Consider the following 20,466-nt stretch of genomic DNA (forward strand, 5'->3'; position numbering starts at 1 on the left):
CTCGAATCTCCTAACCCACTCGACGGTCGCCGGGCGGTAGCGGCACCGTCGTCGCGACGGACTCGTAGGGCACCGAGACGCCGGATGGCGGCGGCTGGACCGGGGCATCGTAGTAGCGGGTCTCCCCGCGCGGCTCGATCAGATCCACCCGGACCGTGCGCATCGGGATATTGACGTCGACGGACGTCGCGCTGACCTGGTTGATGGCCAGATCGGCGGACCGCCGCCGCGGCGTACCCGGATCACTGATCGTCACCGTCGTATGCGCGGCGGAACCCTGCGGCGGCACCTGGTCGAAGACGGCGATCGTCGCGTGGTTGGAGGGCGGGGCCGCCGGGCCGCCGCCGTCCGGGTCGGAGGCCAGACGCAGCGAGTCCGTATCGCCGACCGCCGATACCAGCTGCGACCACCGGTGCGGCCGGGCCGAATGCACCTCGACATCCGCGCCGACGACCATGGCGCGCAGGACGATCTGCTGTGCCACAGGCAATTCCGCCTGTACGTCGACCGTGCGCCGCCTCGGGTTGTACCGCACCGGATCGAACAGCGGCAGCGCGAGCGTATGCCGCGGCTGCCCGCTGATGGTGCCGAGGATCTGCCCGTTGGGGCCGATGGCGATCGGCAGTTCCGCGAGCAGGTCGAGCGGCGCGACGTCGTTGCCGGTGTCATCGGGCGGCACGTCCTGCACCGATGTCCCCGTCGGCAGCGTCGCGAGGAGTGCGGTGGACTGTTTCCCACCCAGGCGGCGGAGGTAGTCGGGCGGATCGGTCATCGCCGCGGGGCCGACATAGCGCACTAGGCCGCGCGGCCCGAGCGCCCCGCCCGCCAGGCTCACCACCAGTGTGGTGCGGCCCCGGTTCCAGGCCCAGCAGTCGTCGAGCCCGGCGCCGGCCAGGCGGGTCCAGTCGATGGCGAAGCTGGTCACGAATCGCCCCGGGGTGGAGGGCTCGAGATGCCCCCACTTCTCCCGCAGGTCCGGCAGTTCCACGCCGGCGTGCAGCAATCGCATCGCGCCGCGAAACGCCTCCGCGGGCAACGCCTGTGCGGCGATACCGCGTTCGCGCAGCCGTCCGGCGATCCGATGCGCCGCGGTCGCGAGGGCCTTGGGCCCCGACACCTCGGCCGGGCCCCGGCGCGCCAGCGCGGACAGGTTGCGTTCCTGGTTCAGTCGGAGCACCAGCCAGGTCGACCGGTCGCCGACCACAGGATGTGAACCGATCAGCTGGTCGTAGAGCATGCTGTACCCGGTGCTCGGGCGGACCCGCTGGCCGGTGGTGACGATGTCGATGTCGACGGCGAGACCGAATTGGTCGAGCATCGGCAGCAGGTCGTCGAGCGGCACGATGTCCTCGGTGTAGACGGTCCGCTCGGCGATCACCGTGGGCAGGCCCAGGTCCGGGGCGAGCTGAACCATGGCCACCAGCGTCGATCCGGCCTCGTGGATACCGCAGACACCGGCGGCGACCGTCACGTCGCGCACCTCGGGCACCGCCGCGCGGGCCTGCGCACGGGCCTCCCGGCCGAACCGGAACTCGCCCCAGTCCAGCAGCCAGCGGACCGTGGTCCGGCCACCGACCCGGACGGTCACCGTGACCAGCAGCAGACCGACGATCGCCGGTCCGACCCAGAGCGGGGTGCGGGCCCACAGCCCGGCCACCACGAAGCTGCCGCCGATCACCACCGTGGCGACCGGACCGCGCTCGAGACTGCCGACTCGAATGCTGGGAAAGCTCACCCACGTCTCCCGATCCCATATTTCGCCCGACTGGCGATCACACCGAAGATCACGGCCGCCAGTATCACCGCCGTCGCGATCAGCGCCGGGCGCTGGTCCCGGGGACGCGCGGGCGGCTGCAGCTGCAACTCCGACGCCCGGAACAATCCGACCGGCGGCTTCGGCGGGGTCCGGTAGCTCAGTGCGGCCGCCGGATCGATCACCCCGGCGCCGACGGCGTTATCTATGCCCCGGGCCGGGGCGTGCGCGGAAGCCTGCAGGCGCGCACCGATTTCGGACGGGGTCTCGTTCGGGAACCGCGATCGCAACAGGGCGGCGACACCGCTGACGTAGGCCGCGGCGAAGGACGCGCCGCCGACCGGTACCAGCTTGCCGGGCTCGCCGATGCCGTTGATCAGTCCGCCGCCGCCCGGACCCACCGACTCGATGCCGGTGCCGGGCGCGGCCACCGAAACCCACGGCCCCGACAGCGAATCCGGCATCGGAGCACCGGTCGGCGTGGTGAACCCGACGGTCAGCACCTCGGGAGCGAACCACCCCGGCGCCGAAATCGTCTTGACCGCACCCCAATTGCGCGAATCGCGGGGGCGGCTCGGATCGATGGGCGGATTCTGTTCGCAGCCGGAGCTCCCGGTATTTCCGGCGCCCGCCACGATCAACGCGCCGCGGACGTGCACGGCGTGTCCGATGGCGGCCGACAGCATCGACTGGTCCAGGCCCGTGTCAGCCGGTACGCAGATCGGCAGCGCCACCGTGATGACCTGGGCGCCGAGATTGGCCGCGTGAGTGATCGCGCGGGCCAGCGTCCGGAGCTCGAGCGCCAGCCGCTGCGCCTGGTCGCTGCTGCCCGCACGTTCGGGACTGAACGCACCCGAGCGGTATCGGATGGAGATGATCTCGGAATCCGGTGCGACACCGGCGAATCCGTCACCGGCGTCCGGGGCGGCACCGATGATCCCGGCGATCAGCGTGCCGTGCGCGTCGCAGTCGGACAGGCCGTCGCCGCCGCTGGACACGTAGTCGCCGCCACCGGTGAGGTGGGGCAGGCGCGAACTGGGCGAGACACCGGTGTCGATCACCGCGACCTTCACCCCGGCGCCCCGGCTCAGCGCCCGCGTCCGGGTGAGATCCAGCGCGCGCTCGGGCGGAGGCGCCTGCGACAGATCGCTGTCGGGCAGCACGCCCACCGCGAGACAGCCCTTGTCCTGCTTGGTCGGCGCCTCCGGGCCGGGCGCGCCGTCCGGCGGCGCCGCACCGACGGCGACCTCCGGCGGTTCCAGCGCCGCGGCCGGCGCCGCGCCGGTGGCCAGCGCCAGCGTAGCCATCGCGACGGCCACGCCCCTGCCGAAACCCATCACAGAGCTCGCATCGCCGTGTAGATGCCCATCACCCAGCAGGCGATGATCGGCACGATGAGGATCAGCGCGTACTCGATCAGGTCGATGACCCGGCGGGTGACCGGTGACAGCCGTTTGCCCGGCAACCGCAGCGCCGCAACGCATCCCGCCCCCGCGGCCAGGGCCACCACCAGCGCGACCGCGAGCCGGGCATAGCCCGTGCCGTACGCGTCCACCAGCACGAACCCGATGCCCGCGACCGTGACCGCCGCCGCCGAGATCAGCGAGATCGCCTGCACCAGATCGGGGTACCAGCGCGCGCGCATCGCCAGGATCCCGGCCACGGCCGTGCCCATGACGATCTCGCGAATGCCGCCCGGCGCAGTCGCCACGGAGACGATCACCGACACCGACAGCAGCACCGATACCGCGGCGATCAGCCCGCGCAGACTGGTCACGGCCAACCGGGCCCGGCCCTCGATACCGGATTCGGCCAGGGCGCGCCGCTTTTCGGACTCCTGGGTCTCGGCCTGGTCGGGATCCGCCTCCCTGGCGGATTCGGCGTCGAAGATGTCGGCCAGGGTAGCCGGGGCCACCTCGTTGCCCGGGTCGGGCAGATCGGGCGGGCGGATCCGGGCGGAGACCACGGCCAGCCGCGGCGCCGCTGTGAGCAGGATGATGCCGACGAACACCGCGCCCCCGGCCACCTGCTCCAGGGATATGTCGAGGTAGGTCAGGGGCAGCACCACGGCGCAGACGACCACGCCGAGTACCGTCACCGCCATCAGCGTGGCGATCCCCAGCCTGGTCAGGCGCAGCATCGTCGCCGCGGCGACGGCGGCCACGACCGAGCCCGCAGCCACATTCGCCGCGGCGAACGGTCCGGGCTCACCGTAGGCCGGAGGCACCAGCATGGCGCCGCCCGCGAACAGCAGCGGCAGCGCCGTCAGGGCCAAGCCGAGGCAGATGCCCGGCGCGACACGCTTGCGTCCCGCGGACAACGCGGCGGCCCAGGCGATCGCGCCCAGCAACAGCGCGGGCAGCCCGCACCACAGCAGCGAGCCGGTCTCGGTCCACGACAGCGACAGCAGCGCCGCCGTGGCGGCCGCGCCGAAACCCAAGACCGCGAGGCCGACGATAACGGCTGTGCCACTGTCGAATTCGGCGAACTCCCGCTCGTTGATGCCCGCCAGCGCGTCGGTGATGTCCTCCACCACGGGCGTGAAGACCTCGGCCGATTCGATCACCGACAGCATCAGCACGGCGCCGTCGACGACGTCGTGATCGGCCAGACTGCGCCAGCGGGGAATCGGCGGCTCCCCGGGCCGGGCCAGGCTCCACTGACCCGTCGGCGGGACGAAATCCACCGTCTCGTCGTTGATCGCGCGCGACAGCACGCCCAGCAGATCGTCGATGAAGGTCTCGATCGTGAACTTGGTGGGCACCACCACGTCCACCTGGTAGCTGCCGACCATGACGGCGATTCGCGCCCGCGCCACCTCGGCGGACGGCTGCTGCGTCGGCGCCGCGGGCGGCGGGGCCGGGGCGAACGCGGTGCTCATCGCCACCCGCCGCGATCGCCGGGCGCGCCGCCGCCCGGATGACTCGGTATACCGTCGGCCAAGGCGGCGGCGAGTTCCTCGAAGGCGAGCAGCGTGTCCTTCTCGAGCAACCGCAGATCGATCTCACCGCCCTCGGCGAGGTGGGGGTCGTAGGGCACCACCTGGGTGGGCCGCTGGGCGCTCGCGAACAGCTTCTCGATCTGGTCGACCTCCACGGTGGGCTTGACCGGCTGATGATGCACGATGGCGACGATCGACTTGGCGATCAGGTGCTGCAAACCGTGCGAGTTCAGCCAATTCAGTGTCGCCACGGCCCCTTTCACGCCGCCGACGGTTGCCGGGGTGACCACCACGACCGCGTCGCTGGTGTGCAGCACGGCCCCCGTCACCGAATCCAGCACACCGGTGCCGCAGTCGACCATCACCAGATTGTAGTGGCGCCGCAGGATTTCCACCGCCGCCGCGTACTCGTGGCCCGACAACGCCGCGGTGGCTTCGGTGTTCCACGGAGACGCGAGCACGGCGAGGTCGGAATCGTTGATCGAGGTGAACGAATGCACCGCCGAGAACGCGTCGAGATTCTGTGACTGCGCCAGGTCTCGCAGGGTCAGGCCGTACGGATGCGGGGCGGTGCGCGAGGGCAGGTCGCCGAAATCCGGGTTGCCGTCGATGGCGACGACGCGGTCGGGCCGCAGGCTCGCGAAGGTGGAGCCGAGTGCGGCGGTCACCGTGGTGCGGCCGACGCCGCCCTTCACGCTGACGACCGCGATCTGATAGGTCGAGGTGAGCTGGCGGCGGATGCGGCCGCGCCGGTTCTCCACGCGCTGCTCGGCCGGGGACAGTCCCAGGTTGAAGCCCACCTTGTTGAGGGCGCCGCGCATACCGCTCTGGGACTTCAGCTGCGCGCGGCGGGCGGCCGCGATATCGGCCAACAGGTCCGCGGAGGTGAGTGCGGCGGGGAGCACCTCCACGCGCGGGTGGTCGTAGGAGGTGCGCTCGATGCGATCGGGCACCCAGGAGGTGGCCGGTTGTCCTGTCGCCCTGGTGGTTTCGGGACTGCTGTCGGCGGATCGCCACGGGGCCGCCGTGGTCTCGGACTGCGCCTCCGCCGATTGCCAGGTGGTGCCGGAGCCTTCGCTCGACGGGCGGGCCTGGGCGTAGGACTGGGCCTGAGCCTGGCCGGACTGCGCTTGGCCCGACTGCCCCGGAGCGGGCTGCCCATGGCCGGACTGGGCTCGGCCCGACTGCCCCTGGGCAGGCTGCCCCTGGCCGGACTGGGCCTGATACGGCTGGGCCTGGGCGGACGAGTACGAACGATCCTGCCGCTGAGACTGTGCGGCCTGGGATTCGGTGGATGCCTGGGACGGACCGGCGGCGTCCGAGGGGGTCTGCGCGGCAGGCCGTGGCGCCTGCGCGGTCGCCGAGGGCGGGCTCACGGCGCCGGAAGTGGCCGGTGGCCTGTCGGATCCGTTCGCCTCGGGTGGCCGCGGCGCGCCGATCACCGGCTCGCCGTGGTCGTAGCGTGGACCAGCCTGTGCCGCAGCCGATCCCGCGGCTGTGCCCTGCCCACCGGCTCCGGCCGACTCCACCTGCTCGGCGGGTGCGAAGAACGCGTCGTACCCACCCCGAGCCCGGACTGACTCGGCGGTATGACCGTTCGTACTCGGTGCTCGGTTCATTCCCTCATCCTCTCGACGAACCCAGCGAAAACTCAACCGGTGCGGGTGGTTTCGAACCAGCTGCGGCCGGGTAATAGCTCGACCAGCGCCGCGACGCCGGAACGGATGGCAGCATCGTCGCCCGGCGCGTAGGTCGACCAGATCTCGCCGTCCATCGCGACGCTGGGGGTCACGACGATCCGGCCCGACAGGGTGTCCAGCACGCTGAGGCACACCTCGGTCTGTGCCGAACCTCCGTCACGATGTTCGATCAGCAACACCTCCGCCCGCCGCGCCACCTCGTCCAGCACACGGGTGAGCACACCCGCGGTATGCGGCTGCGCGCCCATGTCCACCAGCGCCCGCCGCCGCTCGTCCGCGTCGGAGGGCACCTCCTGGAACTGCACCAGCGGCGCGGACATCGGCTCGAACCGCAGGGCCTGTCCGGGCCCGAGCGCGGCGGTCAGGGCGTCGGCCACCGTGTCGAGCTGCTGGCCCTGCTGGAACACCGACTGGATCACGACATGATCGTCCGAACGCACCGCGAGCACATGCGTGTCACCGGCACGGACCAGCGACATCCGCAGCATGCCCCGCGGTTCGCCGTCCAGGCCGTTGTCCAATACTCGCGCGACCAGTTCCGTATCCGGCCGGTACAGGCACTGCAGCCAATGCTCGACCACCGGATGGACCCGGCCGTTGTCGAGAACGCCCACCTCGGTGAGCTGTTCCGCGACAACGGCACGAACCCGATTCAGGTCGTCGAGGCGGTAGATATTCGGCAGCAGTGCCAGGACCGGCGGATAGGAGTCGATGCCGACCAGATGCTGAAGCAACAGGGCGGCATCGACATTCAGGTCGACTGCTACGGGATCGTCTTCCACACCTTCACCAGATACGTGTTTGTCGGGCGCATCCCGGCTGCTTCGGGTACAGGACCACGGAGCAGACCGGGCGCACGACCGCTTACGGACGGGTTTCAGGAATAGAACATCTTGCCGTTGCTCGTGTCCGTTTCCTTCATCAGACCGCCGGAACCGGCGACGGAGTTGATCGCGGACTTCACACTGTTGAGTGATCCGCCGTACTGATCCATCTTCGTCTGGAGATCATTCATGACGTCCTCGTACCCGGTCGCACCCGCACCCTGGAACTTGGTCATCAGGTCGTTCTTCAGGGTCCGCAGGCTCGCCAGATTATCTTCCATCGCGCCGAGAATGCCACCGAGCTGGCCCGCTTGATAATCGACGCCATTGAAATCGTATTTCATGTTCTTCAGTCCTTACTCACTCCGGATGTCGGGCAGTATCACCAGGAAGAGGTGTCTACCTTGAATTTCGCCGCGTCCTGCATCTGTCCGTCTGACCAACTCCCCTGGCCGCCGGTCCAGTTCTCCCCGGCCGCCTCCGACCTCAGGATCTGCTGCGCGCCCTGCAAGTCGTCCGCCTCGACCTTGACGCCAGCCTGGTTCAGATCAGTGATGATCTTGCTCAGCGTCCCGGCGAGAGCCTTACCCCGTTCATGGGCATTTCCGACGGTGGTGTAGATGGCGTCACCGGCACCCTTACTGACAACGGCCGCGCGCAGCTCATCCTGCACACCGACCAGGCTCTTGAGTTGACGTTCCAGTTCATCCAGTCGATCGCTGGTCTGCTGCGCCGAGCCCTTCAGCTCGTCGGGTTCACCAACATACATTTCGTATTCCTTTCATGAATGTCTTGCTTTCGACCTCGATGCACATCACCGAGGACGCTCCGATGTTGCCGGTACTGTGTCGTCCTCGAAATTTTCGATTACGCCGACCAGAACCGACATATCGGCATCGTCGTATTCGTCGCGGCGATCATTGTCCGCGTATTCGATAACACCGACGACGGGTGGTCTCTCCAGGACCGGCACCTCCTCATGTTCGCCAGGTATGAACACCTTGGACGGTTTGTTCTCATCGTCGCGCCGCCGCCGCATGCGCGCCGTGGGCGCGACCGCACCACGCGGAGGCGTCTTGCGCGCCATGGGCGCGGGCGCTGTCTGCACCGGCGCGCCGAATGCCTTGACGGCGCCCGGATTCCAGTTGGCAGGCATCCGGAAGCCGGTCGATCCGCCCGACATCGAGCCGAGTCCGCCGTTCGCCATTCCGAGCGACGCGACGAGACCTCCGCCGCCCAATCCGGCCAGTGTCGAGGAGTACGGCGAGGTCCCGTAGAACCCCGTGCCCTCGTCACCGAGATATTGCTCGCTGAAACCGCCGTCGACGACCGGATCGGTGACCCCGTCGGGAACGGAGGTCGTCGCTTCGTCCGGAGTGAGCGACTCGCCCTGGCCGGTGGGATCCACCGGATCAGGCTTGTCCGGACCGCCGGTGTCGCCGCCGCCGTTGTCCGAGCCGCCCCCGTTGTCCGAGCCCCCCCCATTGTCCGAACCGCCACCACTGTCCGAGCCACCACCACCCGAATCCGAACCGCCACCGCCGTACTCGGGTTTGGAGTTGAAATCCACCGACGAGCGAGACGGACCCGTATCGTATGTCGGCACAGAACCCGGCCCACCGTTCGCGATCGGCGGCGCCTCCGGTGAGGGCGGCAGGGCCGCCGCGATGGCGTTCGTTGCCGCCTGGTAGGCGTACATCGTGTTGGCGGCCTGCATCCACATCCCGTAGTACACCGCCTCATTGAGCGCGATAGCCGGGGTGTTCTGCCCCATCTGGTTGGTCGCGGTCAACGCGGCGAACGAGAGCCGGTTGGCGACGATCAATGCCAGTGGAGGCATGGCGGCCCGTGCGGCGGTGTTCACCCCCGCCGCTTCGGCGGCGAGAGCGGAAGTCTGGGTCGCCACGACGGACTGCTCGCGCAGCCACATCGCGTGCCTGCGAAAGGCGGACTTGGCTTTGGTCCCGGCCTCACTCTCCCAGGCAGGTTCCATCATGTTCGTCGAGCCGTCGGATCCGCCCGCCGCCGCGGCCAAGGCGTTGGCGATGGCTCCGTAGGCCGCGGCGGTACCCATCATGGGCGCCGGTCCCGGTCCGGAGTTCAAGCGCGCGGAATTCACCTCCGGCGGGAGCGCTCCGTAGGCGCCCGTCTCCGGCGCGGTGGACAGATTTTCCGCGATCTTGCCCAGTTCGTCCAACATGGCGGCGGCGACTTCCACCGCCTCGGTCAATGAATCCATGGTGCGATTCCTACCGAATCGTCAGGAGCCGAACACATCCTGCGCCGCGACCCCCGAACCTCCCAGGAGGTCGTTCTGAAGGTAGTTGTTACTGGACTCCGGCAGTTTCGCGTTGCCGTCGTCGAATCGTCCCATCCCACGCGTGACCGCCTGATGGCACTCGTTCTTCTGGGCTTTGAATGCGCTGGCGAGTTGCCTGCTCGCCGGGTCGGCTCCGGCGGCAACCGGCACACAGGCCGCCGACGCCGCAGACATCAGATCGGATAGCGTCCCCCGGACCGCGACGTTGCTCGAGTACGCAGCCAGGACTTGATCCGAAAAATGCTGGAGAGGCATGGAAGTCTCCTATCAACGGTGCGCCGACTCTTACATCGAGCCGGTACATCAAGAACGCTAAGGCATTCCCAACCTTGGGAACCAGGCCTCGCGAAGGGCCGCGCGGCGTTATCAGTCCTGGTCCGACAGCACGGCTGCCTGCACCAGATCCTTGCGCGAATGCAGTGGCTCGACGAGAATTCCACGCCCCTGCGGCTGCTTCGTCGGCTTGACATCGCCCACGAGCATGCCGTCCATTTTCGTGCCGTCCATGACGAATCCGGAACAGTTGAGATTCTTGATCTGCCCGAGCACATTGTCGTACAGCGCCATATCCGCCTGGGCGATACTGCGCGCCGCGATGACGTGCAGTCCGGTATCCCGGCCGTCGACGATGAGGTCCTTGAGCGGGTCCAGGGGGTTCATGGCGCCACGCTGCACCACCATGTGATAGTCGTCGACCACGACGAATATTTCCGGGCCATTCCACCACGAGCGCTCTTTGAGTTGCTGCGAGGTCACGCCGTCGGGTGGGCGGCGTGAGCGCATCTTGGCGGCGAAGGGCGGCAGTCCTTCGGCCAGATCGCGTTCGCTGGTCAGGTACCCGATCAACTGCTCCTGCGGAATGGCATCCATATGCTGGCGGCGGTAGTCGACCAGCAGTACCCGGGCTTGGTCCGGGTTGAACTGGGTCCGAATCGATTCCAGCAGCGCGGCGACCACCGTCGACTTTCCGCAGCCCGACGATCCCAGCACCATCAGGTGCGTGGAAACACCGAAATCGATGGCGGCGGTGGTGAGATCGGACTCCCGGACGCCGAAGGGCACCACCAGTCGCTGCGCGAGCGTCGTGGGTTCCGGTCGCACGGCGTGGATTTCGGCCAGCGTGATGCGGTCCGGCAGCAGCTTGACCTCGGGAGCCCTGCGGCCCTGATACGTCTGGCTCAACTGCTGAACGGTGGCCGCCAACCCCGCGGCGGCGGATTCGGCGTCGCTCACACCGTCCACGCGGGGCAGCGCGGTGAGCATGTGCAGCCCCTCGGTGGACAAGCAGCGCCCGGGACGGTTCGGCGGAACCGCCGCCACCACCGACCGGTGATTGTTGAACGTGGTGTCGGTGAGGTCGCCGAGCCGCATCTCGAGCCGGGTCTGCGTCATATCCTTCACCGTCGCGCGGATCGCCGCCCACCGCGAACTGGCGATCACCAGATGGATCCCGTAGTTCAGCCCCTGTACGGCAAGCGATTCCATCACCTGGAAGTACTCGTCGTAGTACGGTCCGTTGAGCGAGAATCCGATGTCCCAGCCATCGATGACGAAGAAGACGTCGCCGTGGTTGTCGCCGTAGGCTCTCAGCTCCGCCGATTCCTCCGGTGAGTTGCGGCGCCGGCGGAACTCACGCATCGTATCGATGCCGAGTTCGGTGAACAGCGACTGCCGGGCCGCCATCAGGTTGGTGATCAGGGCGAATGTCCGTCGCACCCGGTCACCTTCGCGTGCCGAGGCCACCGAGCCGACATGGGGGAGATTGCGCAGGCCCGAAAGCCCGCCGGTAAAGTCGAGGCAGTAGAACTGCACCTGTTCGGGGGTGTGCGTGAGCGCGGCCGAAATGATCAGCGTCTGCACGGCCGTCGACTTGCCCGACTGCGGCCCGCCGACGATGGCCATATGCCCGCCCGCCGCGGACATGTCCACCGACCACACGTCCTGCCGCTGCTGGTGCGGCTTGTCCACGATGGCCAGTGGAATCTGCAGGGCGCCCGCGGTGGCCTTGGCCGTCAGCCGGTCCAGGGTGGGCGGAACGTTCAGCGGCGGCAGCCACATCTTGTGCGCCCGCCGACCGTTCCCGGCCAGCTGCTGCAGCACGGTTTCCATCAGGGTCACCGGCTCGGCGCCGGACTCCGGCTCGGGCGCCGTCAGTTCGGGCTCGACAACAACCGGTTCGGTCCGGGTGTTGGCGATGTGCGCGGCCGTGAAACGCTGCGGCGGACGATAACCGCCACCGGCCCGGCGTGCGCGCTGGGCGCTGGCCGCGGATGCCTGTGCCGGGGCCGCGTATGCGGAACCGACATAGGACGCCTGGAACCGCTGCAGATCGCCCGCGCCGACTCGCAGGTAGCCCGAGCCCGGCTTCTTCGGCAGGTGGTAGGCGTCGGCCGTGCCGATGGCATCGCGGGAGTCACTGGTCTGGTTGGTGCGCAACGCGATTCGATACGACAGGTGCGCCTCGAGCTCACCCATCCGGTTGGCGGGCACCTTCTGCGAGGCCAGCAGCAGGTGGATGCGCAGCGAGCGGCCCAGGCGGCCGATGGCCACGAATAGCTTCGAGAAGCTCGGGTGCTGTTCGAGCAGTTCGGCGAACTCGTCGAGGATGATCAGCAGCGTGGGCAGCGGTGCCAGCCGGGCGCCCTGCTCGCGGGCCCGCTCGTAGTCGGCGACGCTGGCGAAATTGCCCGCGTCGCGCAGGATGCGCTGCCGCCGGGCCATTTCGCCGTTGATCACGTCTTCCATACGGGTGACGAGATCGGCCTCCTCCTCCATGTTGGTGACCACGGCGGTGACGTGATGCAACCGGTCGAACCCGAGAAACGTCGCGCCACCCTTGAAGTCGACCAGCAGCAGGTTCAACGTATCCGGCGAGTGTGTCGCGACGGCCGAAAGCACCAGGGTACGAAGGAATTCCGACTTGCCCGACCCGGTGGCGCCGATACACATGCCGTGCGGGCCCATGCCCTCCTCGGCCGACTCCTTGATATCGAGGTAGACCACCTGCCCGGTCGGATCGTGCCCGAACGGGATGTTCAGCCGCGCCCGGTCGCTGTCGCTGCGCCGCGGCCAGTACTGCTCCACCCGGATATTGCCCGGATCGGGAATCCCGACCATGTCCTCCCAGGACGTGCCGCCACTGGCCTGCTCGGCCGCGACCGCCTCCACCACCGTCGACAGGCGATACGGGGAGATTCCGCGCGCCAGCGCGGTCATCGCGGGGACCGACATGGTGTCCGACACCCCGACCAGCCGCGGTCCCCGCGAGGACACCTCGTGCAGGTGCCGATCCTCCGAGACCGTGAACATCAGCGCCCGGGGCAGATTCTGCTCGGCGGTACCCAGACGCAGCCAGGTACAGCCGTCGATACCCGAGATATCGCGCTCGCTGGCGGGACCGCCCACATCGACGATCAACAGATAGTGCGTGCGATCCAGGGTCGGCTGGCTGTTGGCCGAGAACGGCCCGCGGTTCAACCCCGCCAGCACCTTCGCCCGCAACTCGGCCACGGTGCGATAGACCATCCGCTCCGACCCGATCGCATCGGTATCGCTGGGATGCTGGGTATGCGGCAGCCATTTCAGCCACGACCAGTGCGGCGCATCGGGATCCGACAGCACCGCCGCCACCGCCACCTGATCCGGACCGTGCAGCACCACGATCTCGGCGACCATCGCCCGCACCAGCCCCGCCACCGCGTCGGCGTCACCGTCGAACCCGACCTGCGGCGCCGACAGCAGATTGATCGCCACCGGCATGCCGCCGACCGTCGAATAGGCCTTCGCGAACCGCGTCACCTCCACCACGCCGACCGGATCCAGATCCGACGTCGGCGCCGCCTCGGGCACGATCACCCGCACTTGATTCGCGATCCGGCCGCGGCCCACCCGCACCCGCAAGAACTGCGGGCTCGCTACCTGCACCTCCCACATCCGCTTCCCGCCGACCAGCCGCGCGATCTCGGCCGGGCCCGGATGGGTGTAGCGCAGGAAGGCATGCAATTCCGTCTCGGCCGTATGCACGGTCTTACGATTGTCGGCGATCGAACGCAGATAATCCTTGCGCTCCTCGTTCAAACTCGCGGCGCCACCGGAACTGTTGCCGCTCATCGCCCCGCCCATCATCCCGAACATCGAGAACACCATCATGGCGGGGAACATCAGCATCATCGGATTCACTGCTCCGCCGCCGTTGCGGAACATCATCACCATCATCCCGCCCATACCGGCCACCATGACCACGGGCAGAATCAACTTCCACCGCGACATAGGCACCGGATTGGGCAGCTCCGTCGGCGGCTGCAAGCGCAGCTCCGTGACCGCGGGAGCCTTCGGACCGCGCACCGTCCGGGCCGGGCGGACGAAACGGCGAGTCGTCGTCACGACGTCCCACCCTCCTTGGTCGGTAATCCGATGGCGCCCTTGTCGGTCGGGATGCCGTCGTGCTGGATGCGAGCGTCTCGCTGCGACAGCGTGGGCCCGGTCGCGAACAGCGATACCACGCTCCACGGCGCGGGTATCGGGGCGCGCAGCCCCAGTGAAGTCAGCGTCGAATCGGACGTGGCGCCGGGCGCGACATCGATGCCGTAGCGCACCCCGCTGTCGGAGATCCAGAACAGCGACTCGCGGCGCGGCGAGCCGGGATCGTCCCCGGTCACCTGCACGAAACGACCGGCGGACAGCAGCGCCGCGTCGGCGGTCGCACCGCGCGAGGTCGAGGCCGTCACCAGATCGACGGCCCGGTTCTGCTGGTCGTCCGGTAGCGGCAGCTGCCGCCCGACCAGCAGATCCATGGTCGCGTTGGGGTCGTTGCCGCCGCGGGACCAGTGATAGCAGGTCACACCCGCACGCTCCGGGTCCACGAGTTCCACCCGGCGGGTCGGGTAGTCCGCCGTGCCCGGCCATGCGCCGGGTCGCAGATTCGCGGCGATCACATTCGGCCCGACCGTCGTGGTCCCCGTGGCGCCGCGCGAATCGGCATTGCGGATCATGGCGGCGAGCACGGGGCTGATCTGGACTACGCCCGACTCCGCCACCAGGTAGTAGGACAACCCCCGGTCCGGAGCGGAGGCGGTCAGCACCGATCCGATGGGCACCGCCATCCCCGAACTCAGCGTCGTGGTGCTCCCGGCGCCCGGGATATCCGGCACCCGCAGCGGCGGCGTTTCCGGGATCGCCTCGATCAGGCCCTTGGAGGCCGCGATCACCGGCGACGTCGGATCGATACCCAGCGCCAGGGTCACCGCCGAATCGGACAGGTTGATGCCCGCCCGCACGATGCCTTTGTCCTTGTCGCGGTAGACGAGCCAGGTGCTGGAGTCGGCACGCAGCAGCCGTGCCGCATTCTCACCGAGCGGTGCCGTGATATCGCCGTCGACGGTCAGCGGGCCGCCGATCGCGGTGGTGCGCACCGCCGATCCGGCCGTGGTCGGCAGGCCGGTCGCCTGATTCACCGGTGCGGCCGAACCGGTTCTCGTGGTGTCGCACACCGCCCACGACGAGTCGCGGCCACCGCTGTCGGTGATGCTGCCGGGCGCTCCCGGGATGCCGACCCACGGCCCGCGCGGAAATTTCGCCAGCTCGTCCCGCGAGACCGGCACCGGTTTATCGGGCTTCCCGGCGAGCAGCCGCGCCGAGGTGAGATTCAGGGCGGGATACATCCGGTTGTTCAGGCGCACGAACAGCGCGCCGGTGTCCTTCTCGGCGAGGATATCCGAATTGCCGACCTTCTTGGCGGGCTTGAAGAACGACAGGATCGCGGCGCCCGCGATGATCACGCACGCCAGCGCGATACCGATCGACAGCGCGGTCGAACGGCCGCGCTGCGGATCGTCGATCATCGACGCGTCGCGCCGCACCAGCGCGTGCTCGATACGGCGCAGGAGGAACCGCCACCCCGAAATCTGGTGTTTGGTCACCACCCGGAATCGCGCCACAGGCGTCAGCTCGTCGAGGCGGGCGCCAGCCCCGCCAATGCGGCGGAGATGTCGAAGGCGTCGACCGTCATCAGTTCCTCGTTCGTCATCGACGCCACATCCACGTTCTCCCGGGTGAACCGGTAGTCGCGCTCGGCCTCGGCGGCCTCGACGACATTGCGCACGAAGCGGCCGTTACCCGCCAGATCGATCAACCGGCGGCCGTTGCGCGTCTGCTCCGCCAACTGCTCACACCGGTCGTGCAGTACCTCGCGAGCCTGCTCGGACAGCACCGAATCCTTCTTGTGCGCAATATGGTCCGCGATCCGCACCAGTTCCTCGGCGCCGTAGCTGGAGAACCGGATCCGCTTGGTGAAGCGAGAGGCCAGGCCGTCGTTGGAGGCCAGGAAGCGGTCGATCTGGTCCTCGTACCCGGCGATGATCACGACCAGCTTGTCGCGATCGTTCTCCATGCGCGCCAGCAGGGTGTCGACGGCTTCCTTACCGAAGGCGTCACCGCCGGAAAGCCCTTCCTGGATCAGCGTGTACGCCTCATCGATGAACAGCACGCCGCCCAGCGCCGAGTCGATCAACGCATTGGTCTTGGGCGCGGTGTGGCCGAGGTGAGTGCCGACCATGTCGTTGCGCGAGACCTCGATGACCTCGGAGTTCTCGACGACACCCAGACCGGCGAAGATCTTGGCGATGACGCGCGCGATGGTCGTCTTACCGGTGCCGGGCGGACCCGAGAAGATCAGATGCTGCGACTTGGATTCCACGGCCAGCCCGCGCTTGGCGCGCACCTGGTCCATCAGCACGCCGGACTTGAGCCGGTCGACCTGCTCCTTGACCGAATCCATGCCGATCTGGGCCTGCAGCAGCTCGGATGCCTCGTTCAGCAGCGTTTCCCGCTCCTCGCGGGCCGCGGAGGCCGCGGCCTCGGCCGGGTCATCGCCGGACTTCGGATCCCACAGATCCGTGCGGGAGGCGATCAGCTCCGGCGTGGTGATCTCGAGCCGGTAGGTCTTGTCCTTGACCGCACGCTGCCACTCCTCGCGCTCCGGCCACAGGCCCGAACCCTGCAGCCCCTTGAGGATGCGGTCGGCGTTGTCGTGATCACCGTTGTGCCGCAACAGCATTCCCAGCAGGAAGTGCGCGTCGGCCCAAATGTAGGAGGTGTTGCCCGAGGAGCTGTCCTCGACGATGCGCTGGGCGCGCGGCAGGGCCTCGCCGAGCCGCCCCAGATGCGCCAGCGACTGGGCGGTCATCAACTCGGCCGCGATATCGAGCAGCCCGTCCTCGAGCGTCGGCTTCGCGGTGCGGGCGTCGATCACGTCGACCCATCGTTTCGTCCGGTAGTACAACGACATTCGGACGAAGTCGGCCACATCGTCGGGGGAGACCTGCGCGAGGATGGCGGCGGCCTCCTGCCACTCACCGCCCTCGGCATACGAGCAGGCCTGCGCGATCGCGATCTGATCGCGATCGGCCATGGCCACCCGCAGCCCGTACATCCCGATCTCGACCTGACACCACAGCGCGCGGTCGGACAGACCCGCCCGCTGCTGGTCGCGGTAGAGATTGTGCACGGACCGATAGGCCCCATATATCACTTCCGACGTGATCTCCCCCGCCATGGCGCGGCCCAGCCAGGCATCGCACATATCCGGATCGAGATCGGTGGCGGCCCGGAAGGCGGCCAGCGCATGCTCCGCATTGCGCACACCGCCCGCGACCAACCCCAAAGATTGAACACCTGTATAGAACGCGTCCTCGGCCGCTGACACCGACTTCCCTTCCGCCGCTCTCGCCTGCCCGAACCATAGACATTAGGGAGGAGCGGTGACGGCGGCCGATTCCCACCGTTGGGAAGACGTGACCGGAGACACCCCAGCATACGACGCTACCCAGGTGTCCGATATTGATCGCGCCGATTTCTGGCGATACCCTTCGCTTCCGGGCGCTTCCCTATCCCACACCTGCGGGCGCCCGTTGCGGCGGCCGGTCGGCAGCCCCCTCGCCGACCGGTCGCCTTCCCCCGGACACCTGCCGCCAGTCCCCTGAGCGTGCAACCTGCCATTCCCGGCGTGCCGAAACGCAGTGCCGGCACGCCGAAATACAGGACCGACACGCCGGAACGCAGGACTGGCACGCCGGAATACGGGACCGGGCACGCCGGGAGGACCGTGCAGGGCACTGACCAGCTTCTACCGAAATTGTTGGCTCGCTATTGAATGTACCGTCGTTTAGCGGTATAGTTGTTCTCGGTTCGGCAGTTCCTCATCCTGCCGAACCAACACCTCGGAGTGGCGGTCGGCGACCGTGATCCGGCCGTCGGCCGCCACGAGAGGACGGTTCTTTCCGAACCCCCGAGTCGTGCGGGATGCACCGGCCCCCTCACCGGTTGCCTCGCCCCGGCGACTCCCCAGGCGGCGGCCGGCGGAGGCCCGGCAGCCCCTCCGGTCGCTGCCTGGATCAGATCTTCCGACGCGGGCATACCCCTCGGGCACATCGGATTCCAGCGCACTCGGCGCTCACATCACACGCACCACCACGGCGTCGGGGGGCATGCGGGACCATTTCACGTGCGAGCCGGAGTAGGGCGCCTCGATCACCATGCCGTTGCCCGCCGCGAGTTGGACGTGTTCCGGCCCGCGGGAACTGAACGAACTGGCGGGGAATACCAGATCGCCGGGCCGCACATCGCTCGGGTGTACCCGCTCACCGCTGTAGATCTGGTCATAGGTGGTGCGGGGCAGCACCACCTGCCCGTCGGTCGCCTGGGCCACCGCGTACTGGGTCAGCCCGGAGCAGTCGAAGCCGCCGCCGGTAGGGCCCCCGGCACCGCCCCCGCCCCAGATGTAGGGCGCGCCGAGGTGGGCGCTGGCCGCGCTGACGGCCTTGCCACCGGCGGTCCCGTCCGACGGCACCGGGCGACGCGGCGGCCGACCGCTGCGCGAGCGAACCGACCCCGAGCGCGCCCTGCGTTTGCGGCGCGACACCGGCGTGACCCGGCCGCGCGTGCGCTGCGGTGTTCTCGGCGGCATGATCCGCGCCGCCTGCTGATGTGCCGCCGCGACATCGGAATTCACCTGCTTGGTGACATTCGTGAGGGTGCTCTGCGCGGAATCGAGCAACGCGGGACCGCTGAAGCGGGTGTCGCCGACCGTGGCGATCGCCTGCATCCTGGTCTGCAGATCGGCGATCTGATTGGAGACGTGGCCCCGGCCGTTCATCGTTCCATCACCCGAGGCCGAAACAGCCTGGTGCACAACGGAATCCCGGCTCGCATGCGCCTCCGCCGCGGCAACCTGCATGCCGCGGGCGCCGGAGTAGGCATCGGTCTTCGCGCCGACATGCTTGCTGATATCGGCCGAGATCGACGACGCCACCGTCGCCGCGGTGCCGGGGACCGGTTGCCCGTTGCCGTACAACCCGAGCAACGAGTTCAGGACCCCGTCGAGGTCAGCAGCCAGTTGCGGTGACATGGGGCCCGCCATCGCTGTTCATCGACTGCCTCTCGATCGGCCCGGACATTCGCACGCCGGCGCGCCTATCCCGAGTTCCTGGGATTCGGGAGTGAAGACGACTATGCGGCAACAACTCCGCAGGGCGAAACGCTTCCGCTTCCCAATCCCGGGAAGGCTCGACAATGGGGAAGAACTCGAGGGAGGCGGTGCCGGAGAATGGCCGAGGACGCAGCAGGGAGTAATCCCGCCAATCTTGCGGTGCTGCCGTTTTTCAGCGGGACCGGCAGTCCGGGGCTCGGCGTGCAGAGTGGCGAGATTGATTCCGTCGAGGATCCCGGCTTCCAGCATCCGATCGGTCCAGGCGAGCAGGCGGCCGGTCCCCTGTCGTTCAGCGCGGAATCCGGTAGTGAAGGGGCGATCAAGCGCAGGCAGAAGATCGCGCCCGGCGAGCCTGCTCCCACGAAACCCGGACACTATTGGGAAGTGCCGCTGGAACCGCCGCCCGGCGCATCGGCCGCGTTGCAGTCGTTCGTGAAGATGGCGGATACGGCGATACAAGCGGCCGTGAACCTGCTGGGCCGAGGGGTGCCGGTACCGCCACCGCCGGTCGACGACCTGTTGAAACCCGTGGTGATCGAGGCTCTCGGCAAGGGCCAAGCCACTGAGGACTACAAAGAAGCCCTCGCCGCGGTGGAGGCGAAGCAAACCTCCCTGCTGAGTTTCGACAGCCAGGTGGCGCAGACCGCGGTCCAGGTGGCGTCCGAAAAGGACGAGACCCTGCGCGCCATCAGGCAGATCGTCGCCGAGTTGCAATCCAAGCTGAAGGCCGCCGGTACGGGCAAGTTGAAGCCCGCGCAGGAAACCAAGCTGATGGCGCAGATCGCCGTCGCCGTGGAATCGGTGTACAAGAAGGTCGAGGCGGTCTACGAGAGCAACCAGAAATGGGCGGGCGGCAACGACGACAAGGGCGGCAGCGAGCAGGGGGGCAGCCAGGGCGGCGGCGCGGCCGGTGGCGGGGGCGCCGCCCCGGGCGCGGGCGGCGGCGGGGGCGGAATCGGCCAGCTCCTGCCCATGCTCGCGATGATGGTGCCGATGGGCATCATGTCGCTGGCGCCGCTCGGCATGCAACTGCTGCAGCAGCATCAGGAACGGCAGGAGAGGGAGCGGGAGAAGGCCGAACAGCAGAAGGCGGAGCAGGCTCTCGCCACCGGTGCTCCCCCGGCCGACCCCAACGCCGCGGGAGTGGTTCCCGCTGGTGCTCCCGGCGCACCGGCTCCGGCGGCCCCCGCGACCGCTGCTCCGCCCGCCGCCTCCGCCGTCCCGGCCGCGAACACCCCGCCACCGGCGAGCCCGGCACCGAATGGTCCCGCCGTCACCGCGGCGGCGAGCCGGATGCGCAACACCACGGCACGTCCCGCGGTGACGCACCAGGAAACCGATTCGGACGCACCGGAATCCGACGATCCGGAACAGCCGCAGCCACAGCCGGAGGACATCGCGGTCGATGTGTGAGCGGGGCGCCGCGACCACGTGTGCGGCTCGC

At 68.5% G+C, this 20,466-nt stretch carries 14 protein-coding genes; 1 reads left to right on the forward strand and 13 read right to left on the reverse strand.

The window, feature by feature from the left end; translation table 11 throughout:
• Positions 1-10 precede the first annotated feature (10 nt).
• The 13 genes from eccE to ACYVLQ_RS07065 all read right to left on the reverse strand — a co-directional run bounded on the left by eccE (position 11) and on the right by ACYVLQ_RS07065 (position 18,941).
• The gene (eccE, locus tag ACYVLQ_RS07005; protein WP_460696563.1) at positions 11-1,735 is read right to left on the reverse strand and encodes a type VII secretion protein EccE; all 1,725 of its coding nucleotides are present in this window, start codon (positions 1,733-1,735) and stop codon (positions 11-13) included.
• Positions 1,732-3,090: a type VII secretion-associated serine protease mycosin gene (gene mycP, locus ACYVLQ_RS07010; RefSeq protein WP_460696564.1), complete on the reverse strand. Its 1,359-nt coding sequence runs from the start codon at positions 3,088-3,090 to the stop codon at positions 1,732-1,734. The genes eccE and mycP overlap by 4 nt, the downstream gene beginning before the upstream one ends.
• The gene (gene eccD / locus ACYVLQ_RS07015) at positions 3,090-4,634 is read right to left on the reverse strand and encodes a type VII secretion integral membrane protein EccD (protein WP_460696565.1); all 1,545 of its coding nucleotides are present in this window, start codon (positions 4,632-4,634) and stop codon (positions 3,090-3,092) included. Before eccD ends, mycP begins: the two co-directional genes overlap by 1 nt.
• Complete coding sequence (locus ACYVLQ_RS07020; RefSeq protein WP_460696566.1) at positions 4,631-6,313, reverse strand: MinD/ParA family ATP-binding protein; 1,683 nt, start codon at positions 6,311-6,313, stop codon at positions 4,631-4,633. Before ACYVLQ_RS07020 ends, eccD begins: the two co-directional genes overlap by 4 nt.
• Positions 6,314-6,345: 32 nt before the next feature.
• Positions 6,346-7,176 carry an ESX secretion-associated protein EspG gene (locus ACYVLQ_RS07025; protein WP_460696567.1) on the reverse strand — a complete coding sequence of 277 codons (831 nt, stop codon included), beginning with the start codon at positions 7,174-7,176 and terminating at the stop codon, positions 6,346-6,348.
• 95 nt (positions 7,177-7,271) lie between these two features.
• Entirely contained in the window at positions 7,272-7,562 is a 291-nt protein-coding gene (locus ACYVLQ_RS07030) for a WXG100 family type VII secretion target (protein WP_460696568.1), read from the reverse strand.
• A 38-nt stretch (positions 7,563-7,600) separates the two neighbouring features.
• Positions 7,601-7,987, reverse strand: a complete 387-nt coding sequence (locus ACYVLQ_RS07035) for a hypothetical protein (protein WP_460696569.1) — start codon at positions 7,985-7,987, stop codon at positions 7,601-7,603.
• Positions 7,988-8,032: 45 nt separating this feature from the next.
• A complete protein-coding gene (locus tag ACYVLQ_RS07040) occupies positions 8,033-9,457 on the reverse strand; it encodes a PPE family protein (RefSeq protein WP_460696570.1) in 1,425 nt (474 codons plus the stop codon).
• A gap of 21 nt (positions 9,458-9,478) precedes the next feature.
• The gene (locus ACYVLQ_RS07045; RefSeq protein WP_460696571.1) at positions 9,479-9,793 is read right to left on the reverse strand and encodes a PE domain-containing protein; all 315 of its coding nucleotides are present in this window, start codon (positions 9,791-9,793) and stop codon (positions 9,479-9,481) included.
• Positions 9,794-9,904: 111 nt separating this feature from the next.
• A complete protein-coding gene (gene eccCa, locus ACYVLQ_RS07050) occupies positions 9,905-13,921 on the reverse strand; it encodes a type VII secretion protein EccCa (protein ID WP_460696572.1) in 4,017 nt (1,338 codons plus the stop codon).
• Positions 13,918-15,474 carry a type VII secretion protein EccB gene (eccB, locus tag ACYVLQ_RS07055; protein ID WP_460696573.1) on the reverse strand — a complete coding sequence of 519 codons (1,557 nt, stop codon included), beginning with the start codon at positions 15,472-15,474 and terminating at the stop codon, positions 13,918-13,920. Before eccB ends, eccCa begins: the two co-directional genes overlap by 4 nt.
• Before the next feature lie 5 nt (positions 15,475-15,479).
• Positions 15,480-17,198, reverse strand: a complete 1,719-nt coding sequence (gene eccA / locus ACYVLQ_RS07060) for a type VII secretion AAA-ATPase EccA (RefSeq protein WP_460696574.1) — start codon at positions 17,196-17,198, stop codon at positions 15,480-15,482.
• Positions 17,199-17,987: 789 nt separating this feature from the next.
• A complete protein-coding gene (locus ACYVLQ_RS07065; protein WP_460696575.1) occupies positions 17,988-18,941 on the reverse strand; it encodes a C40 family peptidase in 954 nt (317 codons plus the stop codon).
• 198 nt (positions 18,942-19,139) lie between these two features.
• On the opposite strand from ACYVLQ_RS07065, the gene ACYVLQ_RS07070 reads away from it, so the two are divergent.
• Positions 19,140-20,435 (forward strand): hypothetical protein, encoded by a 1,296-nt coding sequence (locus tag ACYVLQ_RS07070; RefSeq protein WP_460696576.1) that lies wholly within the window; start codon positions 19,140-19,142, stop codon positions 20,433-20,435.
• The last annotated feature ends 31 nt before the right edge of the window (positions 20,436-20,466 follow it).

Source organism: Nocardia thraciensis (assembly GCF_054782435.1).